Here is an 18,539-nt window from a genome sequence, read left to right on the forward strand (position 1 = left end):
CCGCCTATGTCTGGGGCAAAGCCACAAAGGAAATATCCCATGATCCACCTGCCCCAACCCGTTCGTGACGCCAATGCCGATGCCAAGGGAAAGGATCTGGGCCAGCTTCCGGAATGGGATCTGAGCGATCTTTATACCGCGCCCGATGCACCGGAACTGGCACGCGATCTGGACTGGCTGGAGCGGGAATGCGCCGCCTTCGCCGCCGATTACGAGGGCAAGCTGGCCAGCCTTGATGCGGCCGGGATGCTGGACTGCATCAACCGCGACGAGGCGATCAGCAACATCGCCGGGCGCATCATGTCCTATGCGGGCCTGCGGTATCAGCAGCTGACGACGGACCCCGCGCGCACGAAGTTTCTGTCAGACTGCCAGGAAAAGATTACCAATTTCACAACGCCGCTGGTGTTTTTCACTCTGGAGCTGAACCGGCTGGAGGATGACCACCTTGCCAAGCTGCTGAAGGACAACAAGGATCTGGCCCGTTACAAGCCGGTCCTCGACCGCATCCGCAAGATGAAGCCCTATCAGCTCTCGGACGAGATGGAGAAATTCCTCCACGATCTCGGCGTCGTGGGCGACGCGTGGGAGCGGCTGTTTGACGAGACGATCGCGGGCCTGACCTTTACCGTGGACGGCGAAGAGCTGAACATCGAGGGCACGCTCAACCTGCTGACCGAACAGGACCGCGCCAAGCGCGAGGCGGCCAGCCGCGAGTTGGCGCGCGTCTTCGGCGCCAATATCCGCACCTTTTCCCGCGTGCACAACACGGCCGCAAAGGAGAAGGAGGTCATCGACCGCTGGCGCGGGATGCCCACGGCGCAGACCGGGCGGCACCTGTCGAACGATGTGGAGCCGGAGGTGGTCGAGGCGCTGCGCGATGCCGTCGTGGCCGCCTACCCCAAGCTCAGCCACCGGTATTATGAGCTCAAGCGCAAATGGCTGGGGCTGGACCGGATGCAGGTCTGGGACCGCAACGCGCCGCTGCCGATGGAGGACACCAAGATCGTCGGCTGGGACGATGCGCGCCAGACGGTGATGAACGCCTACAACGCCTTCGATCCGCGCATGGGCGAGATCGCCGAGCCGTTCTTCGAGCGTGGCTGGATCGACGCGGGCGTGAAACAGGGCAAGGCGCCCGGCGCGTTTGCCCATCCGACGGTGACGAACGTGCATCCTTACGTGATGCTCAACTACCTTGGCAAACCGCGCGACGTGATGACGCTGGCGCATGAGCTGGGCCACGGCGTGCACCAGGTGCTGGCCGCGGGTCAGGGCGAGCTTTTGTCATCGACGCCGCTGACGCTGGCCGAAACCGCGTCGGTCTTTGGCGAGATGCTGACGTTCCGGCGCATGCTGGACGGTGCCCAATCGGATGCCGAGCGCAAGATCCTGCTGGCGGGCAAGGTGGAGGACATGATCAACACCGTCGTGCGCCAGATCGCCTTTTACGATTTCGAGTGCAAGCTGCACGCGGCGCGCCGCAAGGGCGAGCTGACGCCGGACGACATCAACGCGCTGTGGATGTCCGTTCAGGGTGAATCGCTGGGACCGGCGTTTGATTTCATGGACGGATATGAAACCTTCTGGGCCTATATCCCGCACTTCGTGCATTCGCCCTTCTACGTCTATGCCTATGCGTTCGGTGACGGGCTGGTGAACGCGCTTTATGCCGTCTACCAGGAGCAGCCGGAGGGGTTTCAGGACAAGTATTTCGACATGCTGAAGGCGGGCGGGTCCAAGCATCACTCGGAGCTTCTGAAGCCCTTCGGTCTTGACGCGACGGACCCCAAATTCTGGGACAAGGGGCTGACCATGATCTCGGGCATGATTGACGAATTGGAAGCGATGGAAGGCTGAGCGGCGGCTCAGCCCGGCGCGCCGAGCGTCGTCCAGGGCAAAAGCGATTGCTGCCGGCCGCCGGAGGCCGCCAGTTCGCGAATTGCATCCACCGCCTTGGCGGATGTTACGGGGGTGAAATGGCTCGGTCCGTTGCCGTCATCCAGCGCCGTCACGTCGACAACGCGCACGTCCAGCCCCTCGACCTGATCAGGCGAATCGATCACGCCCAGCCGCTTTTTCGAGCCGAAAAGCAGTGACGCGAGGCCCAGCACGCGATCTTGCTGCGACACCACCACGACGATGGGATCGCGCAGCTTGCCGATCGTCTGCACCTGCCTGCGAAAAAGGTCCGGACCAATGTCGGGGCTGATCAGCACGACGCCCGAAACGCGGTCCAGCAGATGCCGGTCCTCGCCGATGGCGATCTGGCGCAGCGCCTCCATCGTCAGTTGCGCGCCCATGGAGTGCCCCACCAGCAGCACCGTGTCGCCCCGCCCTTGCGTCAAAAGGCGCAGCGTGCGCACCAGATCGTCGCGCGCGAACAGAACGCTGTCGCGGTCGTAGATATAACCGCGCGGATCGCCCGCCGACTGCCACGAGAACAGCACCCCCGGACCGGGAAACCGGAAATCCGCGCGCATCTGGGCAAAGCGATACATCGCCTCGGACAGGGTGTTGTTATAGCCATGCACGAACACCGTCGCCTCGGAATTTGCATGCTGCGCGCGGACCGCGCGCCGCATCTCTTCCGCGTTCGCGAAGATACGCGTGCCGACCACCGCGAATTCGCGCGCCGTGTCGGGCGCGCCCTCGGACCATTCGATCTGTCCGGTCTCGTGCGTTGGAGGGATGGAGATGTCGGCGCGGAAATGCTGAAGCGTGAAACTGCGCGCGCCGCCGAAATCGGGGCCGGTGCGGTCCAGCTTGCGGCTGGTCGCCACATAGACCGGCTCGATACTGGCGGCGGGGTGCGGAAGGGCGTTCCTGGCAACCAGGCGCGGCGCGCAGGACACGGTCAGCAAGAGCGCCGCGCAAAGGACGACATGGCGCGACGATCGGAGCAGGAACGGCATGGCGGGTCATCCGGTCTAACGGGGCAAGGTTGTCATTCCATACCCTGCCCCGCCGCCGCCGCCAAGCGTCCTCAAGCGTCTTCGAGCATGCCCTTCTGCTCGGCCAGCGCGCGCATCCGCGCCTGCAGCTTTTCGAACGCGCGCACCTCGATCTGACGAATGCGCTCGCGGCTGACATCATACTGGCCGCTAAGCTCCTCCAGCGTCACGGTCTGATCGCTGAGCCTGCGCTGTTTGAGAATATCCCTCTCGCGCTCGTTCAGCACGTCCATCGCCTCGGCCAGCATCTCGCGGCGCGCGGTCAGCTCGTCCAGCTCTTCGTAATCGGTTGCCTGATCGGCGTCCTCATCCTCCAGCCAGTCCTGCCATTGCATCGTCCCCTCGCCTTCTGAGCCGACAGTGGCGTTGAGCGACGCATCGCCCCCCGACATGCGCCGGTTCATCGAAATGACCTCGTCCTCGGTCACGCCCAGCTGGGTTGCGATCGTCTTGACGTTTTCGGGGCGCAGATCGCCCTCTTCCAACGCGCCGATCTTGTTCTTGGCCTTGCGCAGGTTGAAGAACAGTTTCTTCTGCGCAGATGTCGTGCCCATCTTGACCAGTGACCAGCTGCGTAGGATGTATTCCTGAATGCTGGCGCGGATCCACCACATCGCATAGGTCGCAAGGCGAAAGCCCCTCTCGGGATCAAAGCGTTTGACCGCCTGCATGAGGCCGACATTCGCCTCGGAAATCACCTCGGCCTGCGGCAGGCCATAGCCGCGATAGCCCATCGCGATCTTGGCCGCCAGGCGAAGATGCGACGTCACCATGCGGTGCGCCGCCTCGGTGTCTTCCTGCTCGACCCAGCGTTTGGCCAGCATGTATTCCTCTTCCGGCTCAAGCAGCGGGAATTTGCGAATTTCCTGCATGTAGCGGTTCAGACCGCCTTCCGGCGTCGGTGCCGGCAGATTTGCATAATTTGCCATGGTATTGCCCCCTCGAATGCCGCAATGTTTACGGCTTTAACATCTATTTGGGCGCTCCAACGCCCGTTTTCAATGCGTCTAGCATTCCTTAGTTAAACTATCATGAACCGGCGCTGTTCCCTGCGCCAGCCATGTGACGGCGCAATCACGCGGATGTGCTATCCGGTGGCGCGGGCGTGAGCGCCGCGATCAGCTGCGCCATATCCTCCGGCAGCGGGGCCTCAAAGGCCATCTGGGCGCCGCTGACCGGGTGCACGAAGCCAAGGCTTGCGGCATGCAGCGCCTGCCGGGGAAACGCCTGCGCCATGGCCAGCCCGGCGGGCGGCAGCGCCTTGTGCGGCAGCTTGCGCTTGCCGCCATAGACCGGATCCCCGATCAGCCCGTGCCCGGCATAGGCCATATGCACGCGGATCTGGTGCGTGCGCCCCGTCTCCAGCCAGCATTCCAGCAGCGCGCTGGCGGCGGGGGCGCCGAACCTTTGGATCGCGCGCGCGCGGGTGACGGCGTGGCGCCCGCCCGCCCAGCCGACGGCCTGTTTCTGGCGGTCGGTCCGGTGGCGGCCAAGATGGGTGGCGATGCGCAGGATGTTGCCCGGCTCGAAACTGATGCCGCGCAGCCCGCGCAGGCGCGGATCCGACGCCTCCGGCACACCGTTGCACAGCGCCAGATAGCGCCGCTGCGCCGTGTGTCTTTCAAACTGCGCGGCAAGGCCGTGATGCGCAGCGTCGGATTTGGCAACCACCAGGAGGCCGCTGGTATCCTTGTCGATCCGGTGCACGATACCGGGGCGCTTTGCGCCGCCCACGCCCGACAAATCGCCGCCGAAATGATACAAGAGCGCGTTGACCAGCGTTCCGGTCGGCGTGCCGGGCGCAGGATGCACCACCATGCCGGCAGGCTTGTTCACCACGATCAGATCTGCGTCCTCATGCACAATGTCCAGCGCGATATCCTCGGCCGCGATATGGCTTTCCTCGGCCACCGGCACGGTGATGGATATCTCGTCGCCCTCGGTCACGCGCGCCTTGGCATCGGTGACGGCGGCGCCGTTGACGGCCACCTGCCCGCCCTCGATCAGGCGCGCAAGCCGCGTGCGCGACAGCGCGGCATCCAGCGGCACGTCGCGCGCCAATGCCTTGTCAAGCCGCGGCGGCGGGTCCATACCGATCCGCACCGTAAGAAGGGTCGAGCCCATGAATGATGATCCCCAGATGCAGCCGGTCGATCCGGCGATGGTGAAATATCTGCGCGTGCTGGTCACGGCGCTGACGGCGACCATGATCATCGGGTTCATAATCATCACCGCGCTCTTTGTCACCCGCTTCGCAGGGTCCGGCCCGGTGGACGCGGACGTGACCTTGCCGGTCTCGATCACGCTGCCGGACGGCACCGACGCCGCTGCCTTTACCCAGGGCGGTGACTGGTATGCGGTGGTGACAGGGGATGACAATATCCTGATCTTCGACAGGACCAGCGGCGCATTGCGCCAGACGATCCGGATTGATCTGGAATAGGGTGGTACCACCTCCCCGGCTCGAACGGGGGACCTCTTGATCCACAATCAAGCGCTCTAACCAACTGAGCTAAGGCGGCACTGGATGCGATTTAGCCCCGCGCGTTTGCGATTGCAACCCATAACAGCCCCGATTTCGCGCAGTTTCGCAGCCCCGCGCACAGGCGGCGCGGCGCGATCCGGGTTGCCATCGCATCCGGGCCGGGCTATCCAATCGCCCTGATCACAAGGAGCGACATCATGGGCATCAACAGCGAGCGCGACGTCGAGGCCAACATGCAGATCGGCCCGACCGATCAGGGCATGGTGCGCATCTATATCGAATCGCAAGGCGTCGAGATCCCGATGGATTTCTCGCCCGAAGAGGCCGAGGAGATCGCCTCGGAGATCGTTGCCGCCGCGCGCAGCGCCGCCAAGATCGGCTGATCCCTAGACGCCCACCTGCGGATCGCGCCAGCCCAGCAGCCGCCGCGCGGCGTCGCGGGCGAATTTGCGCGTGACCGCGCTGCGCCGCGCGCCCGGCAGACGCGTCTCGGGCGCCATGCGCACAATCTCGGCGCCGTAGCCATCGGCCAGGATCAGGCCGGTATCCTCCGGCAGGATATCAGCCGGAAAATCCGCATCGACCGCCCAGAAAAACCGGTCCGCCCAGTCCAGATAGCCCTGCCATTTGCTGTCGGCCATGAAATCCGCGCGGCTGGATTTGCATTCGATCACCCACAGCTCGCCCCTGGGGCCCAGCGCCATCACATCCACGCGGCGGCCGCGCTCGGGCACGTATTCCTCCAGCGCGGCAAAGTTCAACTCGGCCAGATGACGGCACACGCCGCGCGCCAGCAGCTGGCCCGGCTGGATGAGGTGGGTTGAGCGCGCGAGGGGCGAATGATCCTGCATGGGGTTATCTTGAACAAAATGGGAACGCATGCAACCCCTTGCAGAGGCGCGCGCGCCGCCCTACCTAAGGCAGTGGCGGGTTCTGCCCTTCTCGTGAACGGTTGCATTCCGGTGGCCTTAAGCAACTCCGAGGGAGCTGGCTCTGTCCTGGCCCTGGTCAGGTTACCCGGTGCCCACCTGTATATACAGGTCCTCGGGAATGAGATAACCAAACGGTTGCGTGCGGGCCCGCCACTTTGCCCAAAACCGAAAAATGAAACAGCGCCTTAAAGCGTTTCGCGAAAAACCTGAATCCCTGATTTTCGCGAAATGCACGCGACATATCAGCGTTGTGCGTGTTTCGCCTTTATCTGATGTCTCAGGTTAAAGGCGAAACGCCCTAGCGGCGCTGTTGACGCGTATCCGGGCCGCCTGCGGCGACGCGGACGGGGATCATCTGGCCGGTGGGGCGCTGCACATGCTGACGCTTGCCGCCGCGCGGCTCGTCGTCGTCATCGTCCTTCATGTTCATCACCGCGATGCCGAACTGCACCCCGGCAAAGACCACGCCATTGGCCAGCCACAGCACCAGAACCGCCAGCCAGCCCTTGTCAGAATGACTGACCAGATGCCACATGTTGGCGATGTCGAAATAAAGCAGCATGGCGACAAACCCTGCCGCAATGGCGAAACCGATCAGACAATGCTTGATATAAAGGCGGATGAGATCGGGCATGGTGCGGCTCCTTTTCATGTCGCTGCACTTTAACTATATGCTGAACTTCGCCCATCTCAAGGGGCTCGGCCAAAAATGGCCGATGTCTCAGAACGCCTCGGGCCGGGCCTCGCGCGCAATGTGGTCAAGCACCGCGTTGACGAATTTCGGCTCGCGGCCGTCGGGGAAAAAGCTGCTGGCGACATCGACATATTCGGAGATCACCACACGCGGCGGCGTCTGATCGTCGAGCAGCTCCGCCCCGGCCGCGCGAAACAGCGCGCGCAGCGTCGGATCGATGCGCGCGATGGGCCATTTGGCCACCAATGCGCGGTCCGTCATCTGGTCAATCAGGCGCTGATCGTCGACCGCGCGATCCAGGATGACGCGGAAAAGATCCTCGTCCCCCTCGATCATGTCGCTGTCCTCGTCGAATTCCGCGCCAAAGCGATGGTCGAGGAATTCCAGATAGACCGCATTCACGGCCTGATCGGAATGCTCCATCTGGAACAGCGCCTGCACCGCATAGAGCCGCGAGGCCGAGCGCATCTTGCGCTTGCGGTTGCCGGAGATGGGTGCAGCGGTGCCAGTCATGCCGTCGGTTTATCCTTGGATGGGTCGGGGGATGCGCCCGCGATCTGGATCTCGTCCGCGTCGGGAATGAACCCCACGCCCTTGCGCGGAGCGCCCCATTTACGGGTCAGCGCAATCAGATGCAAGGCCGCAGCCGCCGCGCCCGCGCCCTTGTTCATGCGCGCAGGGTCGGCCCGCACTTCGGCCTGCTCGCGGTTCTCGACCGTCAGGATACCGTTGCCGATGCAGATGCCCTGCAGCCCCAGCAGCGTGATCCCCCGGCTGCTGTCGTTGCAGACCGTCTCGTAATGGGTCGTCTCGCCGCGGATGACGCAGCCCAATGCGACATAGCCGTCGAAATTGCTCAGCCGCTCGGCAATGCCGATGGCGGTGGGCAGCTCCAGCGCGCCGGGCACCTCGACCAGATCATGGGTCGCGCCGGTCGCGTCGATCTCGGCCCTGGCGCCGGCGATCAGGTTGTCGGCGATGTCGCGATAGAAGGGCGCGACCGCGATCAGCAGCTTTGCAGGCTTGTCCAGCTTGGCGCGCGGCATGGTGTATTCGGTGCCTGCCATGGTCTATCCTTTGCTCAAGGGGTGCGTGCCGGTGATCGAGATCCCGTAGGCATCAAGGCCCAGATAGCGAGTATCGGGATTGTCGGTCAGCAATATCAGCTCGTGCAGGCCCATCGTCGACATGATCTGCGCGCCAAGGCCGGTATGCTTGATCGTGCGCGGGCCGTCCTCGTCCAGCTCCTCGGCCAGCTCCGGCCGGGGCTGGCGAAAGAGGAAGATCGCGCCGCGCCCCTCGTCCGCGATGATCTGCATCGCGCTGCGCAGCTTGCCCGCAGGGGCGCCGCCGATGCCCAGCACATCCTCCAGCGCGTTCAGCGCGTGCGCACGCGCCAGCACCGGCGCGCCGTCATAGATATCGCCCTTGGTCAGCACGACATGCTCGGTTCCGCTGATCTGGTCGGCAAAGATGCGCATGTCCCAATCGCCGCCGATATGGGCGGTGACCGCCTCGCGCCGGACCTCGCGCACAAGATTGTCGTGCTTGTGCCGGTAGGCGATCAGATCGCTGATCGTGCCGATCTTCAGCCCATGCTTTTGCGCGAAGGGGACCATGTCGGGCAGGCGCGCCATGGTGCCGTCCTCGTTCATGATCTCGCAGATGACGCCCGCGGGGTTCAGCCCTGCCAGCCGCGCGATATCGACGGCCGCCTCGGTATGGCCTGCGCGGACCAGAACCCCGCCCGTGCGGGCGCGCAGCGGAAAGATGTGGCCGGGGGTGGCCAGCGCGGCCATCGTGTTCTGCTCGTTGATGGCGGTGGCGACGGTCAGCGCGCGATCGGCGGCGGAGATGCCGGTGCTGACCCCCTCGCGCGCCTCGATCGACACGGTAAAGGGCGTCTCGTGGCGCGAGGAATTGTTGACCGCCATCATCGGCAGGCCCAGCCGGTCGACCCGTTCGGCGGTCATCGGCAGGCAGATCAGGCCGCGCCCGTGCGTGGCCATGAAGTTGATCGCCTCGGGCGTGGCGAATTCGGCGGCGATCACCAGATCGCCCTCGTTCTCGCGGTCCTCGTGATCGACGAGGATGAATATCCGCCCGGCGCGCGCCTCGGCGATGATCTCCTCGGTCGGGGCGATGGCGCCGCTCAGGTCGGCTTCGACCGGTCCGGGTGTGCTGTAGGCTGTCGTTTCAGGCATGGTGTCCCCTTGACGTCATTTGCCGCCCAGATAGCGCGGGGCGGCCCTATTGACCAGAGCCGAGTGCCCGCGCCACGCAGGCGGCGAAATCCTCGCCGCGCCGCTCGAAGCTGTCATACTGGTCGAAACTGGCCGCGGCGGGCGCCAGCAGCACCGTCTCGCCCGGCTGCGCATCAGCATGGGCACGGCGCACGGCCTCGGCCATGGTGGTGCAGATCTCGGTCTCGCAGCCCTCAAGCTGCAGGGCGAACTGCGGCGCCTCGCGCCCGATGACATAGGCGCGCGCAACGCGGTCCAGCGCGGGCGCCAGCGCGGCCAGCCCGCCCTCCTTCTCCAGCCCGCCGCAGATCCAGCGGACGCTGTCGAACGCCTGCAATGCCTGCAGCGCGCTGTCCACGTTGGTGGCCTTGCTGTCGTTGACATAGGTGACGCCGCCCGCCTCGGCGATAATCTGGCTGCGATGGGGCAGGCCCGGATAGGTCTGCATCGCGTCCTCGATCACGCGCGGGGCAAGGCCCATGCTGCGGCACACCGCGTAGGCGGCGCAGGTGTTCTGATGGTTATGCGCGCCCGGCAGCCCCTTGATGGGGCGCAGATCGATGCTGCCCGCCTGCCGCCCCTTGCGATACTCGCTCAGGAACCCCTTGCGCGCAAAGACGTTCCAGCCCGGCCCGGTCAGCTTTTCGGTGACGGAAATGCGGATCACGCGATCATCGCCCGCGCTTTCGCTGAGTTGTCCGGCCAGGAACCGCCCCTCCGGCTCGTCCACGCCGATGATGGCGCGGTCCGGGCCGCCCTCGGCGAAAAGGCGGCGCTTAGCCGCGAAATAGCCGCCAGGCCCGCCATGGCGGTCCAGATGATCGGGGCTGAGATTGGTGAAAACCGCGATGTCGGGCGTCAGGGCGCGGGCCAGCTCGGTCTGGTAGCTGGACAACTCCAGCACCACGGCGCCGCCATCGGCGGGCGCGTCGATATCCAGCACGCCGCGCCCGATATTGCCGGCCAGCTGGCTGGCACGACCCGCCTCGGTCAGGATGTGGTGGATCAGCGCCGATGTGGTCGATTTGCCGTTCGATCCGGTGACGGCGATCACGCGCGGCGGCTGGTCGAAATCCTGCCATTCGGCGCCCGCGAAGGACCGGAAGAACAGCCCGATGTCATTGTCCACCGGCACCCCCGCTGCCTGCGCGGCAGCCACGATGCGGTTGGGCGCGGGGTAGAGATGCGGGATGCCGGGGCTGACGACGAGGCAGGCGATGCCGTGAAACGCCCCCTCGCGGGCCAGATCGACGATCTCGAAGCCGTATTCCTCGGCGCGTGCGCGCGCTTCGGGGTTGTCGTCCCAGCACACCGGCTCGGCTCCGCCCGCCTCAAGGCTGCGCGCCGCCGACAGGCCCGAGCGGCCAAGCCCCAGAATCGCGACGCGCGCGCCCTCATATCCGCGTGCTGGTATCATGGACGGCCCCGCTGGCTGATGTTCAGTTTAGGTCGGTGTCCGGCATCACGACGTAGATCAGCACGCCGAGGATCGTGATGAAGAATCGGAAAGCGTCAGGCACGCCGTTCCACGTCTCCGACATCCACATGCCGAACCATTCCCCGCCGACCGACATGAAGCTGACCTGCCATGTCAGAAAGCCGAGGGTCAGACCCGCGATGGCCAAGGTTTTGGCGGTCTGAAATGCGGGCGCAGGCAGCGATCGCGCCGCCAGTAGCCGGAATCCGCCAATCCAGCACAACGCTGCCGTAACTGTCTCAAGCGCGATGATGAAGATGTAGCCGGCGTGGTGGATCCATGGTGTTTCGATCGCGCGATACTTGATCGTCGCGTCGGGAAAAATCGTGTCCATCATGAAGACATGCTTCACAAAGGCAAAATTGGATCCATAATCGGTGATGTTCCCGAACGCCACGAGAGAAGCGAAAAGGGCGATGGCCAGAACCATCGAAGCTTTGGACAGGCGGGTGATCATCATGGCCCGGAACCTCTTGTCAGGATGGGATACGTGTCCGCAGCCCTAGTACAGTTGCACGGTCAGGGCAACGCCGCCGCGATGACATAGTGCGCCAGGAATGGCCCAACAAAGCGCGCCCATCACCTTACCTTCAGCGTCGCCAGCCCGATCATCGCCAGGATCAGAGCGATGATCCAGAAGCGGATGACGATCTGCGGCTCGGCCCAGCCCTTTTTCTCGTAATGGTGGTGGATGGGCGCCATCAGGAACACCCGCTTGCCGGTGCGCTTGAAATAAAGCACCTGGATGATGACCGACAGCGCCTCGACCACGAAGAGGCCGCCGACGATGGCCAGCACGATCTCGTGCTTGGTGGCCACAGCGATGGCGCCCAGCGCGCCGCCCAGCGCCAGTGATCCGGTGTCGCCCATGAAGACGGCGGCGGGGGGCGCGTTGTACCACAGGAACCCCAGGCCCCCGCCGACAAGGCCCGCGACAAAGATCAGGATCTCGCCGGTGCCGTCGACGTAATGGACCTCCAGATATTCGGTGAAATCGACGCGGCCGACGACATAGGCGATCACGCCCAGCGTGGCGGCGGCAATCATCACCGGCATGATCGCCAGCCCGTCCAGCCCGTCGGTCAGGTTGACCGCATTGGCCGCGCCGACGATCACGATCATCGCGAAGGGGATGAAGAAATATCCAAGGTTTATCAGCGTGTTCTTGAACACCGGCATCGCCAGCTGATATTGCAGATCGGCCGGGTGATAGGCCGCCGACCAATAGGCCGCGACGGCCGCGATGGCAAAGCCCAGCGCAAGGCGCAGCTTGCCCGGAACGCCGGCATGGTTCTGCTTGGAGACCTTCGCATAATCATCGGCAAATCCGATCGCGGCAAAGCCCATGGTCACGAAAAGCACGATCCAGATAAAGGCATTGTCCAGCCGCGCCCAAAGCAGCGTCGACGTAAGCAGCGCGCCGACGATCAGCAGACCGCCCATCGTGGGCGTGCCGGCCTTGACGAAATGGCCCTCGGGGCCGTCGGTGCGGATGGGCTGACCCTTGCCCTGGCGTTTGCGCAGCACGTTGATCAGGGGCGGCCCGAAGAGGAAGCCGAAGATCAGCGCCGTCAGGAACGCGCCGCCTGTGCGAAACGTGATATAGCGGAAAAGATTGAAGAAATCGCCGCCGTCGGACAAGGCGGTGAGCCAATAGAACATTCAATCATCCCTTATCTGCGGGCGGGCGCGCCGCCCCGTTCTGCGCAAGCTGTCAACGATCCGGCTGACATTGCTGCTTTTGGATCCCTTGACCAGCAGCACATCGCCCGCGTCTATCATGTCATGCACCTTGAGCGCCAGATCATCGGCGCCCTCAAACCACTGGCCGCGCTGCGCCCGCGGCAGCGCCTCCCACAGCACGCGCATGCGCGGGCCGACGCAATGCACCGTGCTCAGCGCCGCGATATGCGGCAGACCGGCCAGCGCGCGGTGCATGTCCGCCTCATCCGGGCCCAGCTCCAGCATGTCCCCGAGGATCGCGATGCGGCGCCCCTTGGCGACGCGCCCGACATTGTCGCGCGGGGTGCTGGCGGCCAGAACCTCCAGCGCGGCGGCCATGGAGGTGGGGTTGGCGTTGAACGCATCGTCGATCAGCTCCAGCGTCCACTCCGCCGCGGCGCCGTCCAGCACGATCACCTCGCGCGTGCCGCGCCCCCTTGGCGGCTGCCAGCGCGCCAGATCGGGCGCGGCAAGGCCCGCATCGGCGCCCAGCGCATCGGCGGCGGCCAGCACCGCAAGCCCGTTCATCGCAAAATGCCGCCCCGCGCAGTGCAGCTTGAACAGCACCTCCTGCCCGGCCAGATCGGCGCGCACGATGGTGCGGTCATCGCTGATCGCGGCGCTGTGCAGGCGGTACATCTCGCTCTGCGCGCCGAAGGTGACAATTCGCGCCCCGACGCGCCGGGCGGCCTCCAGAAGGATCGGCGTCGTCTCCAGATCGGCATTGACGATGGCCGTGCCGCCCGGCTCCAGCCCGTCGAAGATCGCCGCCTTTTCGCGGGCGATCCCGCCGATATCCTCGAACGCTTCCAGATGGGCGGCCGCCACGGTGGTGATCATCGCCACATGCGGGCGCGCCATGCGCGACAGCGGCGCGATTTCGCCGGGATGGTTCATCCCGATCTCGAGCACGGCAAATTCGGTATCCTGCGGCATCCGTGCCAGCGTCAGCGGCACGCCCCAATGGTTGTTATAGCTGGCCTCGGCGGCATGGGTTCGCCCTTGCGCGGACAGAACCTCGCGCAGCATCTCCTTGGTCGAGGTCTTGCCGACCGAGCCGGTCACGGCCACGACGCGCGCGTCGCTTCGCGCGCGTCCCGCACGGCCCAGCGCCTCCAGCGCGGCCAGAACGTCCGGCACGATCAGCAGCGGCGCATCTGGCGCCACGCCGTTCGGTATGCGGCTGACCAGCGCGGCGGCGGCGCCTGCCTGCAAGGCGTCGGCGACGAAATCATGACCATCGCGCGCGGCCTTGAGTGCGACGAAAAGATCGCCGGGCCGGATCGTGCGGGTGTCGATCGACACGCCCTGCGCCGCCCAATCGCCCTGCGCCCGCCCGCCCGTGGCGGCGGCGGCATCGACGGCGGTCCACAGGCTCATGCGCCCTCCCCCGCCTCGGCGGAATCGAGCGCCATGACCGCCACGCTGGCCTGCTCGGCATCATCGAAGGGCAGCACATCGGTGCCCACGGTTTGCCCCGTCTCATGCCCCTTGCCAAGGATCAGCAGCGCGTCCCCCGGCCCCAGCGCATCGACGCCGCGCAGAATCGCCTCGGCCCGGTCGCCCACGTTGGACGCCTCCGGGCAGCCGGCCATCACGGCGGCGCGGATGCTGGCGGGATCCTCGCTGCGCGGGTTGTCATCGGTCACGATCACCAGATCGGCATGCGCCGCGGCGGCCTGCCCCATCAGCGGGCGCTTGCCCGGATCACGGTCGCCGCCCGCGCCGATGATGGCGATGAGCCGCCCCATGACATGCGGGCGCAGCGCCTGAATGGCGGTCGCCACGGCATCGGGCGTATGGGCGAAATCCACGAACACCGCCGCGCCGCTGGCGCGCGTCGCCGCCAGCTCCATCCGGCCGCGCACGGTGCGCATTTCCGGCAGGACCGCAAAGACGCGTGCCGCGTCCGCCCCGGCCCCGATGGCAAGACCGGCCGCCAAAAGCAGGTTCTCGCCCTGAAAGCCGCCGATCAGCGGCAGATCCACCTGATGCGCGTCGCCCATCCACTCGAACCGCAGGCTTTGCCCGGTCGGGTTGAACCGCTGGCCCTTCAGCCGCAGATGCGCGCCGGGCCCGCGGCCCACGCGCAGCACGTCCTGCCCGCGCGCCTCGGCCAGATCGGCCATGGCCGGGCCGCGCGCATCGTCCATGTTGATGACGGCGACGCCGCCTTCGGGCAGAACGCGGGTGAAAAGCGCGGCCTTCGCGTCGAAATAGGCATCGAATGTGTGGTGGTAATCCAGATGGTCCTGGCTGAAATTGGTGAACGCCGCCGCCATCAGCTGCACCCCGTCAAGGCGGCGCTGCTCCAGCCCGTGGCTGGACGCCTCCATCGCGGCATGGGTCACGCCCGCGGCCTCGGCCTCGGCCAGAACGCGCATCAGGGTGATGGGATCGGGCGTGGTGTGGGCCAGCGGCGCGGCATAGCTGCCCTCGACGCCCGTGGTGCCGACGTTGATCGCCTCCAGCCCCAGCGCCTGCCAGATCTGCCGGGTAAAGCTGGCGACCGAGGTCTTGCCATTGGTGCCGGTCACGGCAACCATCACCTCGGGCTGCGCGCCGAACCAGAGCGCGGCGGCAAAGGCGAGCGCGGCGCGCGGATCCTCGGTCACGACCAGCGCGGCATCCGCGCCCTTCAGCACATCGGCGGCGATGCGCGCGCCCTGCGCGTCCGTCAGAATGGCGCTGGCGCCCATGCGCAGCGCGTATTGAATGAACTCGCCGCCATGCACCCGGCTGCCCGGCAAGGCGGCAAAGAGCGTGCCGTCCTTCACCTTGCGGCTGTCCACGGCCAGCCCGGTGATGCGCGCCTGCGCGCCGCCCTTGGCGCTAAGGCCCAGATCCGCCAGTGTCCGTTCCTGCCCCGCCGCCATGACCTGCCCCGCTCAATCGCCGTCCGAAAAAGATGTCAGCGTTATATCAGGCAGCACGGCAGGTTCAATCGCGGGACGCAGGCCCAAAAGCGGCGCAACGCGGGCGACGATCTCGGACGAGACCGGCACCGCCGTCCAGCCCGCGGTGCGGCGCGGCTTGTCGCCCGATGTCTCGACCGGCTCGTCCAGGGTGACGACCAGCACATATTTGGGATCATCCGCCGGGAACATGGAGGCGAATGTCGCGATTACCTTGTCCTCGTAATAGCCGCCGCCGTTTTCTTTGGGCTTGTCCGCCGTGCCCGTCTTGCCGCCCACGGCATAGCCCGGAACCTCGCCCATGCTGGCGGTTCCGCTGGTCACGACGCGGCGCAGCATGTCGCGCGAGGCGCGGGCGACGGCGGCTGTCATCACCCGCTCGCCCTGTTGCGGCAAATCCTGCTTCAGCAGCGTCGGTTTGACATAGCGCCCGCCATTGGCAATGGCCGCATACCCGGCCGCCAGATGCAGCGGTGTCGAGGACAGGCCGTGCCCGTAGGAAATGGTGACAGTGGACAGATCCGTCCAACGCTTGGGCATCAGGGGCTGGCCGCCCGACGCTTCGATCATCTCGAAATCGACCGGCTTGAAGAAGCCCAGCGTTTTCAGAAACTCCTGCTGTCGCTCGGGCCCGATCTGCAGCGCAAGGCGTCCGGTGCCCCGGTTGGAGCTTTCCACGATGATATCCGACACGCTGAGCTTGCCAAAGTTCTTGCCGTTGAATTCGCCGATCCGGTGACCGCCCACGCGCATCGGGCCGGCGGTGTCGATGATCGTTTCGGAATTGACCAAGCCCAGCTGCATCGCCTGCGCCGCCGCGAAGATCTTGAAGGTCGAGCCCAGCTCGTACACCCCCTGCACCGCGCGGTTGAACAGCGGGCTGTCGGCCGCTTTGCCCTGCACCAGAGGGCGGGGGCGGTCGTTGGGGTCGAAATCCGGCAGGGACGCGATCGAGACGATCTCGCCGGTATGCACATCCATCAGGATCGCCGCGGCACCCTTGGCGTTCATGATGCTCATGCCGCCGGCCAGCACCCGCTCGACCGCCGCCTGCACCGACAGATCCAGCGACAGCGTCAAGGGCTCGTGGTTCTGGGCCGGATCGCGCAGCCGCTCGTCATAGTATTTCTCGATGCCCGCGACGCCGATCACCTCGGCAGCATGCACGCCTTCGCGGCCGAACCCGGCGCCGCCCAGAACATGCGCGGCCAGCGTGCCGTTGGGATAAAGACGCATCTCGCGCGGGCCGAACAGCAGCCCCGGCTCGCCGATGTCATGCACGGCCTGCATCTGCTCGGGGCTGATTTTCTTCTTGATCCACAGGAACTTGCGCTTGCCGGTGAAATCGCGGACCAGACGGTCCTCTTTCAGATCCGGAAAGATCTTGACCAGCCTCTGGGCGGTCTTTTCCGGCTCGATCATCTGCTGGGGCTGGGCATAAAGGCTGTGGGTGTCGAAATTCGTCGCCAGAATCCGCCCCTTGCGATCGACGATATCGGCGCGCTGCGCGAGGATGCCCGCCCCCGCCGCGCTGGTGCGCGGCTCGGCCGGTTCGGTCTGCGCAAGGATGCCCATGCGCAGGCCGATGACGCCGAACGCGCAGAAGAACATCGTGCCCAGCACCAGAAGCCGCCCCTCGGCGCGGCGGCGCGCCTTGTCGCGCATCGCCTCGTGGCGCAGGCGGATGTTCTCGCGCTCGATCGCGTCGGGGTTTTCGCCCTTTTCGCGGGCGGGCAGGATACGCGCCAGCGGGCGCAGCGGTGTGCGGATCATTCTGCCACCTCCTCGGTGCCGCTCGATACCTCGACCGAGGCGGAGAAATCTATGCGCAAATCCACCTCCGGCGGGAAATCCACCTGATCGATGCGCCCGAACTGCCCCGCCTCCAGCGGCATCAGCTCAAGCCGGTCAAAGTTGATGTCGGCCAGCTCGCGCAGCCGCGCGGGCCGGTTCAGATAGGCCCATTCGGCGTTCAACACGCGCAGCCGCTGGCGCGCCGTCGAAATCCGCGTCTCCAGCCGCTCCGCATGGCTGATGGCGGCCTGCGTGCGATAGTTTTCATGGTAGGCCCAGTAGGCCAGCCCGATCACGGCCAAGGCACTGAGAACGTAAAACAAACTGCGCATTATCTATCCCCTTTCAGCAGCGGCATCCCCAATGCCTTGCGATCCGTCACGCCGGGCGCCTCGGCGGTGCGCACCGCGACGCGCAGCTTGGCGCTGCGGCTGCGCGGGTTCGCGGCCAGCTCGGCCTCATCCGCGGTGATCGCCTTGCGGCTTTTCAGCGTGAACTGGCGCGGCTGCGCGGCCTCTGCCGGCGCGTGGCGGCTGCCGCCGCCGCCGCCATCGCTGCGATCCTGCAGGAAACGTTTCACCATGCGGTCCTCGATCGAATGAAATGTCACGACAGCCAGAATACCGCCGGGTTTGAGCGCGCGCTCCGCCGCCTCCAGCCCGCCGATCAGCTCGCCATATTCGTCGTTCACGGCGATGCGGATCGCCTGAAAGCTGCGCGTCGCCGGATGGGCCTGCCCCGGCTTGGAGCGCGGCAGGCATTTCTCGACGATCTCGGCCAGCTGAAGCGTGCTGACAATCGGCACCTCCGCGCGTTTTTTCACGATGGCGCGCGCAATCCGGCGGCTGGCGCGCTCCTCGCCATAAAGATACAGGATGTCGGCCAGCGCGCCTTCGTCCGCAGTGTTGACCAGATCGGCCGCCGTCGGACCATTCTGGCTCATCCGCATGTCGAGCGGGCCGTCGCGCATGAAGGAAAAGCCGCGCTGCGCCTGATCGAGCTGCATGGAACTGACCCCAAGATCCAGAACGATACCGTCCAGCCCTTGCGCATAGTCATCCAGCCTGGAGAAGACCCCCTCGACCAGCTCCACCCGGTCCCCGAACGGCGCGGCCCACTCTGCCGCCATCTCCAGCGCTGCGGGATCGCGGTCAACGCCGATCACCTTGCCCGCCCCCGCGGCCAGCAGCGCGCGCGCATAGCCGCCCGCGCCCAGCGTGCCGTCAAGCCACGTGCCGGACACGGGCGACGCCGCCTCGATCAGCGGGGCGATCAATACGGGAATATGCGGAGCATCATCGGAGGGCGCGGCAGCGGACATCG

Annotated in this window: 19 protein-coding genes and 1 tRNA gene; 3 read left to right on the top strand and 17 right to left on the bottom strand. The window is 65.8% G+C overall.

Features of this window, described 5'->3' with window-relative positions:
* Window positions 1-39: 39 nt before the first annotated feature.
* Window positions 40-1,860 carry a M3 family oligoendopeptidase gene (locus DC366_RS03220; RefSeq protein WP_108690691.1) on the top strand — a complete coding sequence of 607 codons (1,821 nt, stop codon included), beginning with the start codon at window positions 40-42 and terminating at the stop codon, window positions 1,858-1,860.
* A gap of 8 nt (window positions 1,861-1,868) precedes the next feature.
* Here DC366_RS03220 and DC366_RS03225 read toward each other — a convergent pair whose 3' ends face one another.
* From DC366_RS03225 to DC366_RS03235, 3 genes are all read right to left on the bottom strand, one after another.
* Complete coding sequence (locus DC366_RS03225) at window positions 1,869-2,915, bottom strand: alpha/beta hydrolase (protein WP_108690692.1); 1,047 nt, start codon at window positions 2,913-2,915, stop codon at window positions 1,869-1,871.
* 71 nt (window positions 2,916-2,986) lie between these two features.
* The gene (rpoH, locus tag DC366_RS03230) at window positions 2,987-3,883 is read right to left on the bottom strand and encodes an RNA polymerase sigma factor RpoH (RefSeq protein ID WP_108690693.1); all 897 of its coding nucleotides are present in this window, start codon (window positions 3,881-3,883) and stop codon (window positions 2,987-2,989) included.
* 145 nt (window positions 3,884-4,028) lie between these two features.
* Complete coding sequence (locus DC366_RS03235; protein WP_108690694.1) at window positions 4,029-5,078, bottom strand: RluA family pseudouridine synthase; 1,050 nt, start codon at window positions 5,076-5,078, stop codon at window positions 4,029-4,031.
* Here DC366_RS03235 and DC366_RS03240 point away from each other — a divergent pair.
* Complete coding sequence (locus DC366_RS03240) at window positions 5,077-5,397, top strand: DUF6476 family protein (protein WP_165802834.1); 321 nt, start codon at window positions 5,077-5,079, stop codon at window positions 5,395-5,397. The two genes, DC366_RS03235 and DC366_RS03240, sit on opposite strands and share 2 nt — an antisense overlap.
* A 2-nt stretch (window positions 5,398-5,399) precedes the next feature.
* Here DC366_RS03240 and DC366_RS03245 read toward each other — a convergent pair.
* Window positions 5,400-5,476: transfer RNA gene (locus DC366_RS03245), tRNA-His, on the bottom strand.
* Window positions 5,477-5,636: 160 nt separating this feature from the next.
* Here DC366_RS03245 and DC366_RS03250 point away from each other — a divergent pair.
* Entirely contained in the window at window positions 5,637-5,822 is a 186-nt protein-coding gene (locus DC366_RS03250) for a DUF6324 family protein (protein ID WP_108690695.1), read from the top strand.
* A 3-nt stretch (window positions 5,823-5,825) separates the two neighbouring features.
* On the opposite strand, the gene DC366_RS03255 is transcribed toward DC366_RS03250, so the two are convergent.
* From DC366_RS03255 to rsmH, 13 genes are all read right to left on the bottom strand, one after another.
* Window positions 5,826-6,290, bottom strand: a complete 465-nt coding sequence (locus tag DC366_RS03255) for an MmcB family DNA repair protein (protein ID WP_108690696.1) — start codon at window positions 6,288-6,290, stop codon at window positions 5,826-5,828.
* A 379-nt stretch (window positions 6,291-6,669) separates the two neighbouring features.
* On the bottom strand, window positions 6,670-7,005 hold the full coding sequence (locus tag DC366_RS03260) for a hypothetical protein (protein WP_108690697.1): 336 nt from the start codon (window positions 7,003-7,005) through the stop codon (window positions 6,670-6,672).
* 87 nt (window positions 7,006-7,092) lie between these two features.
* A complete protein-coding gene (nusB, locus tag DC366_RS03265; protein ID WP_108690698.1) occupies window positions 7,093-7,578 on the bottom strand; it encodes a transcription antitermination factor NusB in 486 nt (161 codons plus the stop codon).
* A complete protein-coding gene (locus tag DC366_RS03270) occupies window positions 7,575-8,132 on the bottom strand; it encodes a 6,7-dimethyl-8-ribityllumazine synthase (RefSeq protein WP_108690699.1) in 558 nt (185 codons plus the stop codon). Before DC366_RS03270 ends, nusB begins: the two co-directional genes overlap by 4 nt.
* Window positions 8,133-8,135: 3 nt before the next feature.
* Complete coding sequence (ribB, locus tag DC366_RS03275; RefSeq protein ID WP_108690700.1) at window positions 8,136-9,269, bottom strand: 3,4-dihydroxy-2-butanone-4-phosphate synthase; 1,134 nt, start codon at window positions 9,267-9,269, stop codon at window positions 8,136-8,138.
* Between the two features lie 46 nt (window positions 9,270-9,315).
* Window positions 9,316-10,725, bottom strand: a complete 1,410-nt coding sequence (gene murD, locus DC366_RS03280; RefSeq protein ID WP_108690701.1) for a UDP-N-acetylmuramoyl-L-alanine--D-glutamate ligase — start codon at window positions 10,723-10,725, stop codon at window positions 9,316-9,318.
* Between the two features lie 22 nt (window positions 10,726-10,747).
* The gene (locus DC366_RS03285; RefSeq protein ID WP_243405019.1) at window positions 10,748-11,245 is read right to left on the bottom strand and encodes a DUF2165 family protein; all 498 of its coding nucleotides are present in this window, start codon (window positions 11,243-11,245) and stop codon (window positions 10,748-10,750) included.
* Window positions 11,246-11,364: 119 nt separating this feature from the next.
* Window positions 11,365-12,447 (bottom strand): phospho-N-acetylmuramoyl-pentapeptide-transferase, encoded by a 1,083-nt coding sequence (gene mraY, locus DC366_RS03290; protein ID WP_108690702.1) that lies wholly within the window; start codon window positions 12,445-12,447, stop codon window positions 11,365-11,367.
* Window positions 12,448-13,887, bottom strand: coding sequence for a UDP-N-acetylmuramoyl-tripeptide--D-alanyl-D-alanine ligase (locus DC366_RS03295; protein ID WP_108690703.1), 1,440 nt, complete (start codon window positions 13,885-13,887; stop codon window positions 12,448-12,450).
* Complete coding sequence (locus DC366_RS03300; RefSeq protein ID WP_108690704.1) at window positions 13,884-15,383, bottom strand: UDP-N-acetylmuramoyl-L-alanyl-D-glutamate--2,6-diaminopimelate ligase; 1,500 nt, start codon at window positions 15,381-15,383, stop codon at window positions 13,884-13,886. The genes DC366_RS03295 and DC366_RS03300 overlap by 4 nt, the downstream gene beginning before the upstream one ends.
* Before the next feature lie 12 nt (window positions 15,384-15,395).
* Window positions 15,396-17,195, bottom strand: coding sequence for a peptidoglycan D,D-transpeptidase FtsI family protein (locus tag DC366_RS03305; RefSeq protein WP_108690705.1), 1,800 nt, complete (start codon window positions 17,193-17,195; stop codon window positions 15,396-15,398).
* On the bottom strand, window positions 17,192-17,548 hold the full coding sequence (ftsL, locus tag DC366_RS03310) for a cell division protein FtsL (RefSeq protein ID WP_108690706.1): 357 nt from the start codon (window positions 17,546-17,548) through the stop codon (window positions 17,192-17,194). Before ftsL ends, DC366_RS03305 begins: the two co-directional genes overlap by 4 nt.
* Window positions 17,548-18,537, bottom strand: a complete 990-nt coding sequence (rsmH, locus tag DC366_RS03315) for a 16S rRNA (cytosine(1402)-N(4))-methyltransferase RsmH (protein WP_108690707.1) — start codon at window positions 18,535-18,537, stop codon at window positions 17,548-17,550. The genes ftsL and rsmH overlap by 1 nt, the downstream gene beginning before the upstream one ends.
* Window positions 18,538-18,539 lie beyond the last annotated feature (2 nt).

It is taken from the genome of Pelagivirga sediminicola, from assembly GCF_003072125.1.
GTDB classification, from domain to species: domain Bacteria; phylum Pseudomonadota; class Alphaproteobacteria; order Rhodobacterales; family Rhodobacteraceae; genus Roseovarius; species Roseovarius sediminicola.

What these genes read in the sequence shown, in the direction of transcription:
- DC366_RS03300 (WP_108690704.1), bottom strand. Translation starts at nt 15,383, where the DNA reads ATGGCGGCGGGGCAGGAACGGACACTGGCGGATCTGGGCCTTAGCGCC.
- mraY (WP_108690702.1), bottom strand. Translation starts at nt 12,447, where the DNA reads ATGTTCTATTGGCTCACCGCCTTGTCCGACGGCGGCGATTTCTTCAAT.
- DC366_RS03255 (WP_108690696.1), bottom strand. Translation starts at nt 6,290, where the DNA reads ATGCAGGATCATTCGCCCCTCGCGCGCTCAACCCACCTCATCCAGCCG.
- DC366_RS03225 (WP_108690692.1), bottom strand. Translation starts at nt 2,915, where the DNA reads ATGCCGTTCCTGCTCCGATCGTCGCGCCATGTCGTCCTTTGCGCGGCG.
- DC366_RS03285 (WP_243405019.1), bottom strand. Translation starts at nt 11,245, where the DNA reads ATGATGATCACCCGCCTGTCCAAAGCTTCGATGGTTCTGGCCATCGCC.
- ribB (WP_108690700.1), bottom strand. Translation starts at nt 9,269, where the DNA reads ATGCCTGAAACGACAGCCTACAGCACACCCGGACCGGTCGAAGCCGAC.
- DC366_RS03260 (WP_108690697.1), bottom strand. Translation starts at nt 7,005, where the DNA reads ATGCCCGATCTCATCCGCCTTTATATCAAGCATTGTCTGATCGGTTTC.
- DC366_RS03250 (WP_108690695.1), top strand. Translation starts at nt 5,637, where the DNA reads ATGGGCATCAACAGCGAGCGCGACGTCGAGGCCAACATGCAGATCGGC.
- DC366_RS03220 (WP_108690691.1), top strand. Translation starts at nt 40, where the DNA reads ATGATCCACCTGCCCCAACCCGTTCGTGACGCCAATGCCGATGCCAAG.
- DC366_RS03240 (WP_165802834.1), top strand. Translation starts at nt 5,077, where the DNA reads ATGAATGATGATCCCCAGATGCAGCCGGTCGATCCGGCGATGGTGAAA.
- DC366_RS03295 (WP_108690703.1), bottom strand. Translation starts at nt 13,887, where the DNA reads ATGAGCCTGTGGACCGCCGTCGATGCCGCCGCCGCCACGGGCGGGCGG.
- DC366_RS03305 (WP_108690705.1), bottom strand. Translation starts at nt 17,195, where the DNA reads ATGATCCGCACACCGCTGCGCCCGCTGGCGCGTATCCTGCCCGCCCGC.
- murD (WP_108690701.1), bottom strand. Translation starts at nt 10,725, where the DNA reads ATGATACCAGCACGCGGATATGAGGGCGCGCGCGTCGCGATTCTGGGG.
- rpoH (WP_108690693.1), bottom strand. Translation starts at nt 3,883, where the DNA reads ATGGCAAATTATGCAAATCTGCCGGCACCGACGCCGGAAGGCGGTCTG.
- ftsL (WP_108690706.1), bottom strand. Translation starts at nt 17,548, where the DNA reads ATGCGCAGTTTGTTTTACGTTCTCAGTGCCTTGGCCGTGATCGGGCTG.
- nusB (WP_108690698.1), bottom strand. Translation starts at nt 7,578, where the DNA reads ATGACTGGCACCGCTGCACCCATCTCCGGCAACCGCAAGCGCAAGATG.
- DC366_RS03270 (WP_108690699.1), bottom strand. Translation starts at nt 8,132, where the DNA reads ATGGCAGGCACCGAATACACCATGCCGCGCGCCAAGCTGGACAAGCCT.
- rsmH (WP_108690707.1), bottom strand. Translation starts at nt 18,537, where the DNA reads ATGTCCGCTGCCGCGCCCTCCGATGATGCTCCGCATATTCCCGTATTG.
- DC366_RS03235 (WP_108690694.1), bottom strand. Translation starts at nt 5,078, where the DNA reads ATGGGCTCGACCCTTCTTACGGTGCGGATCGGTATGGACCCGCCGCCG.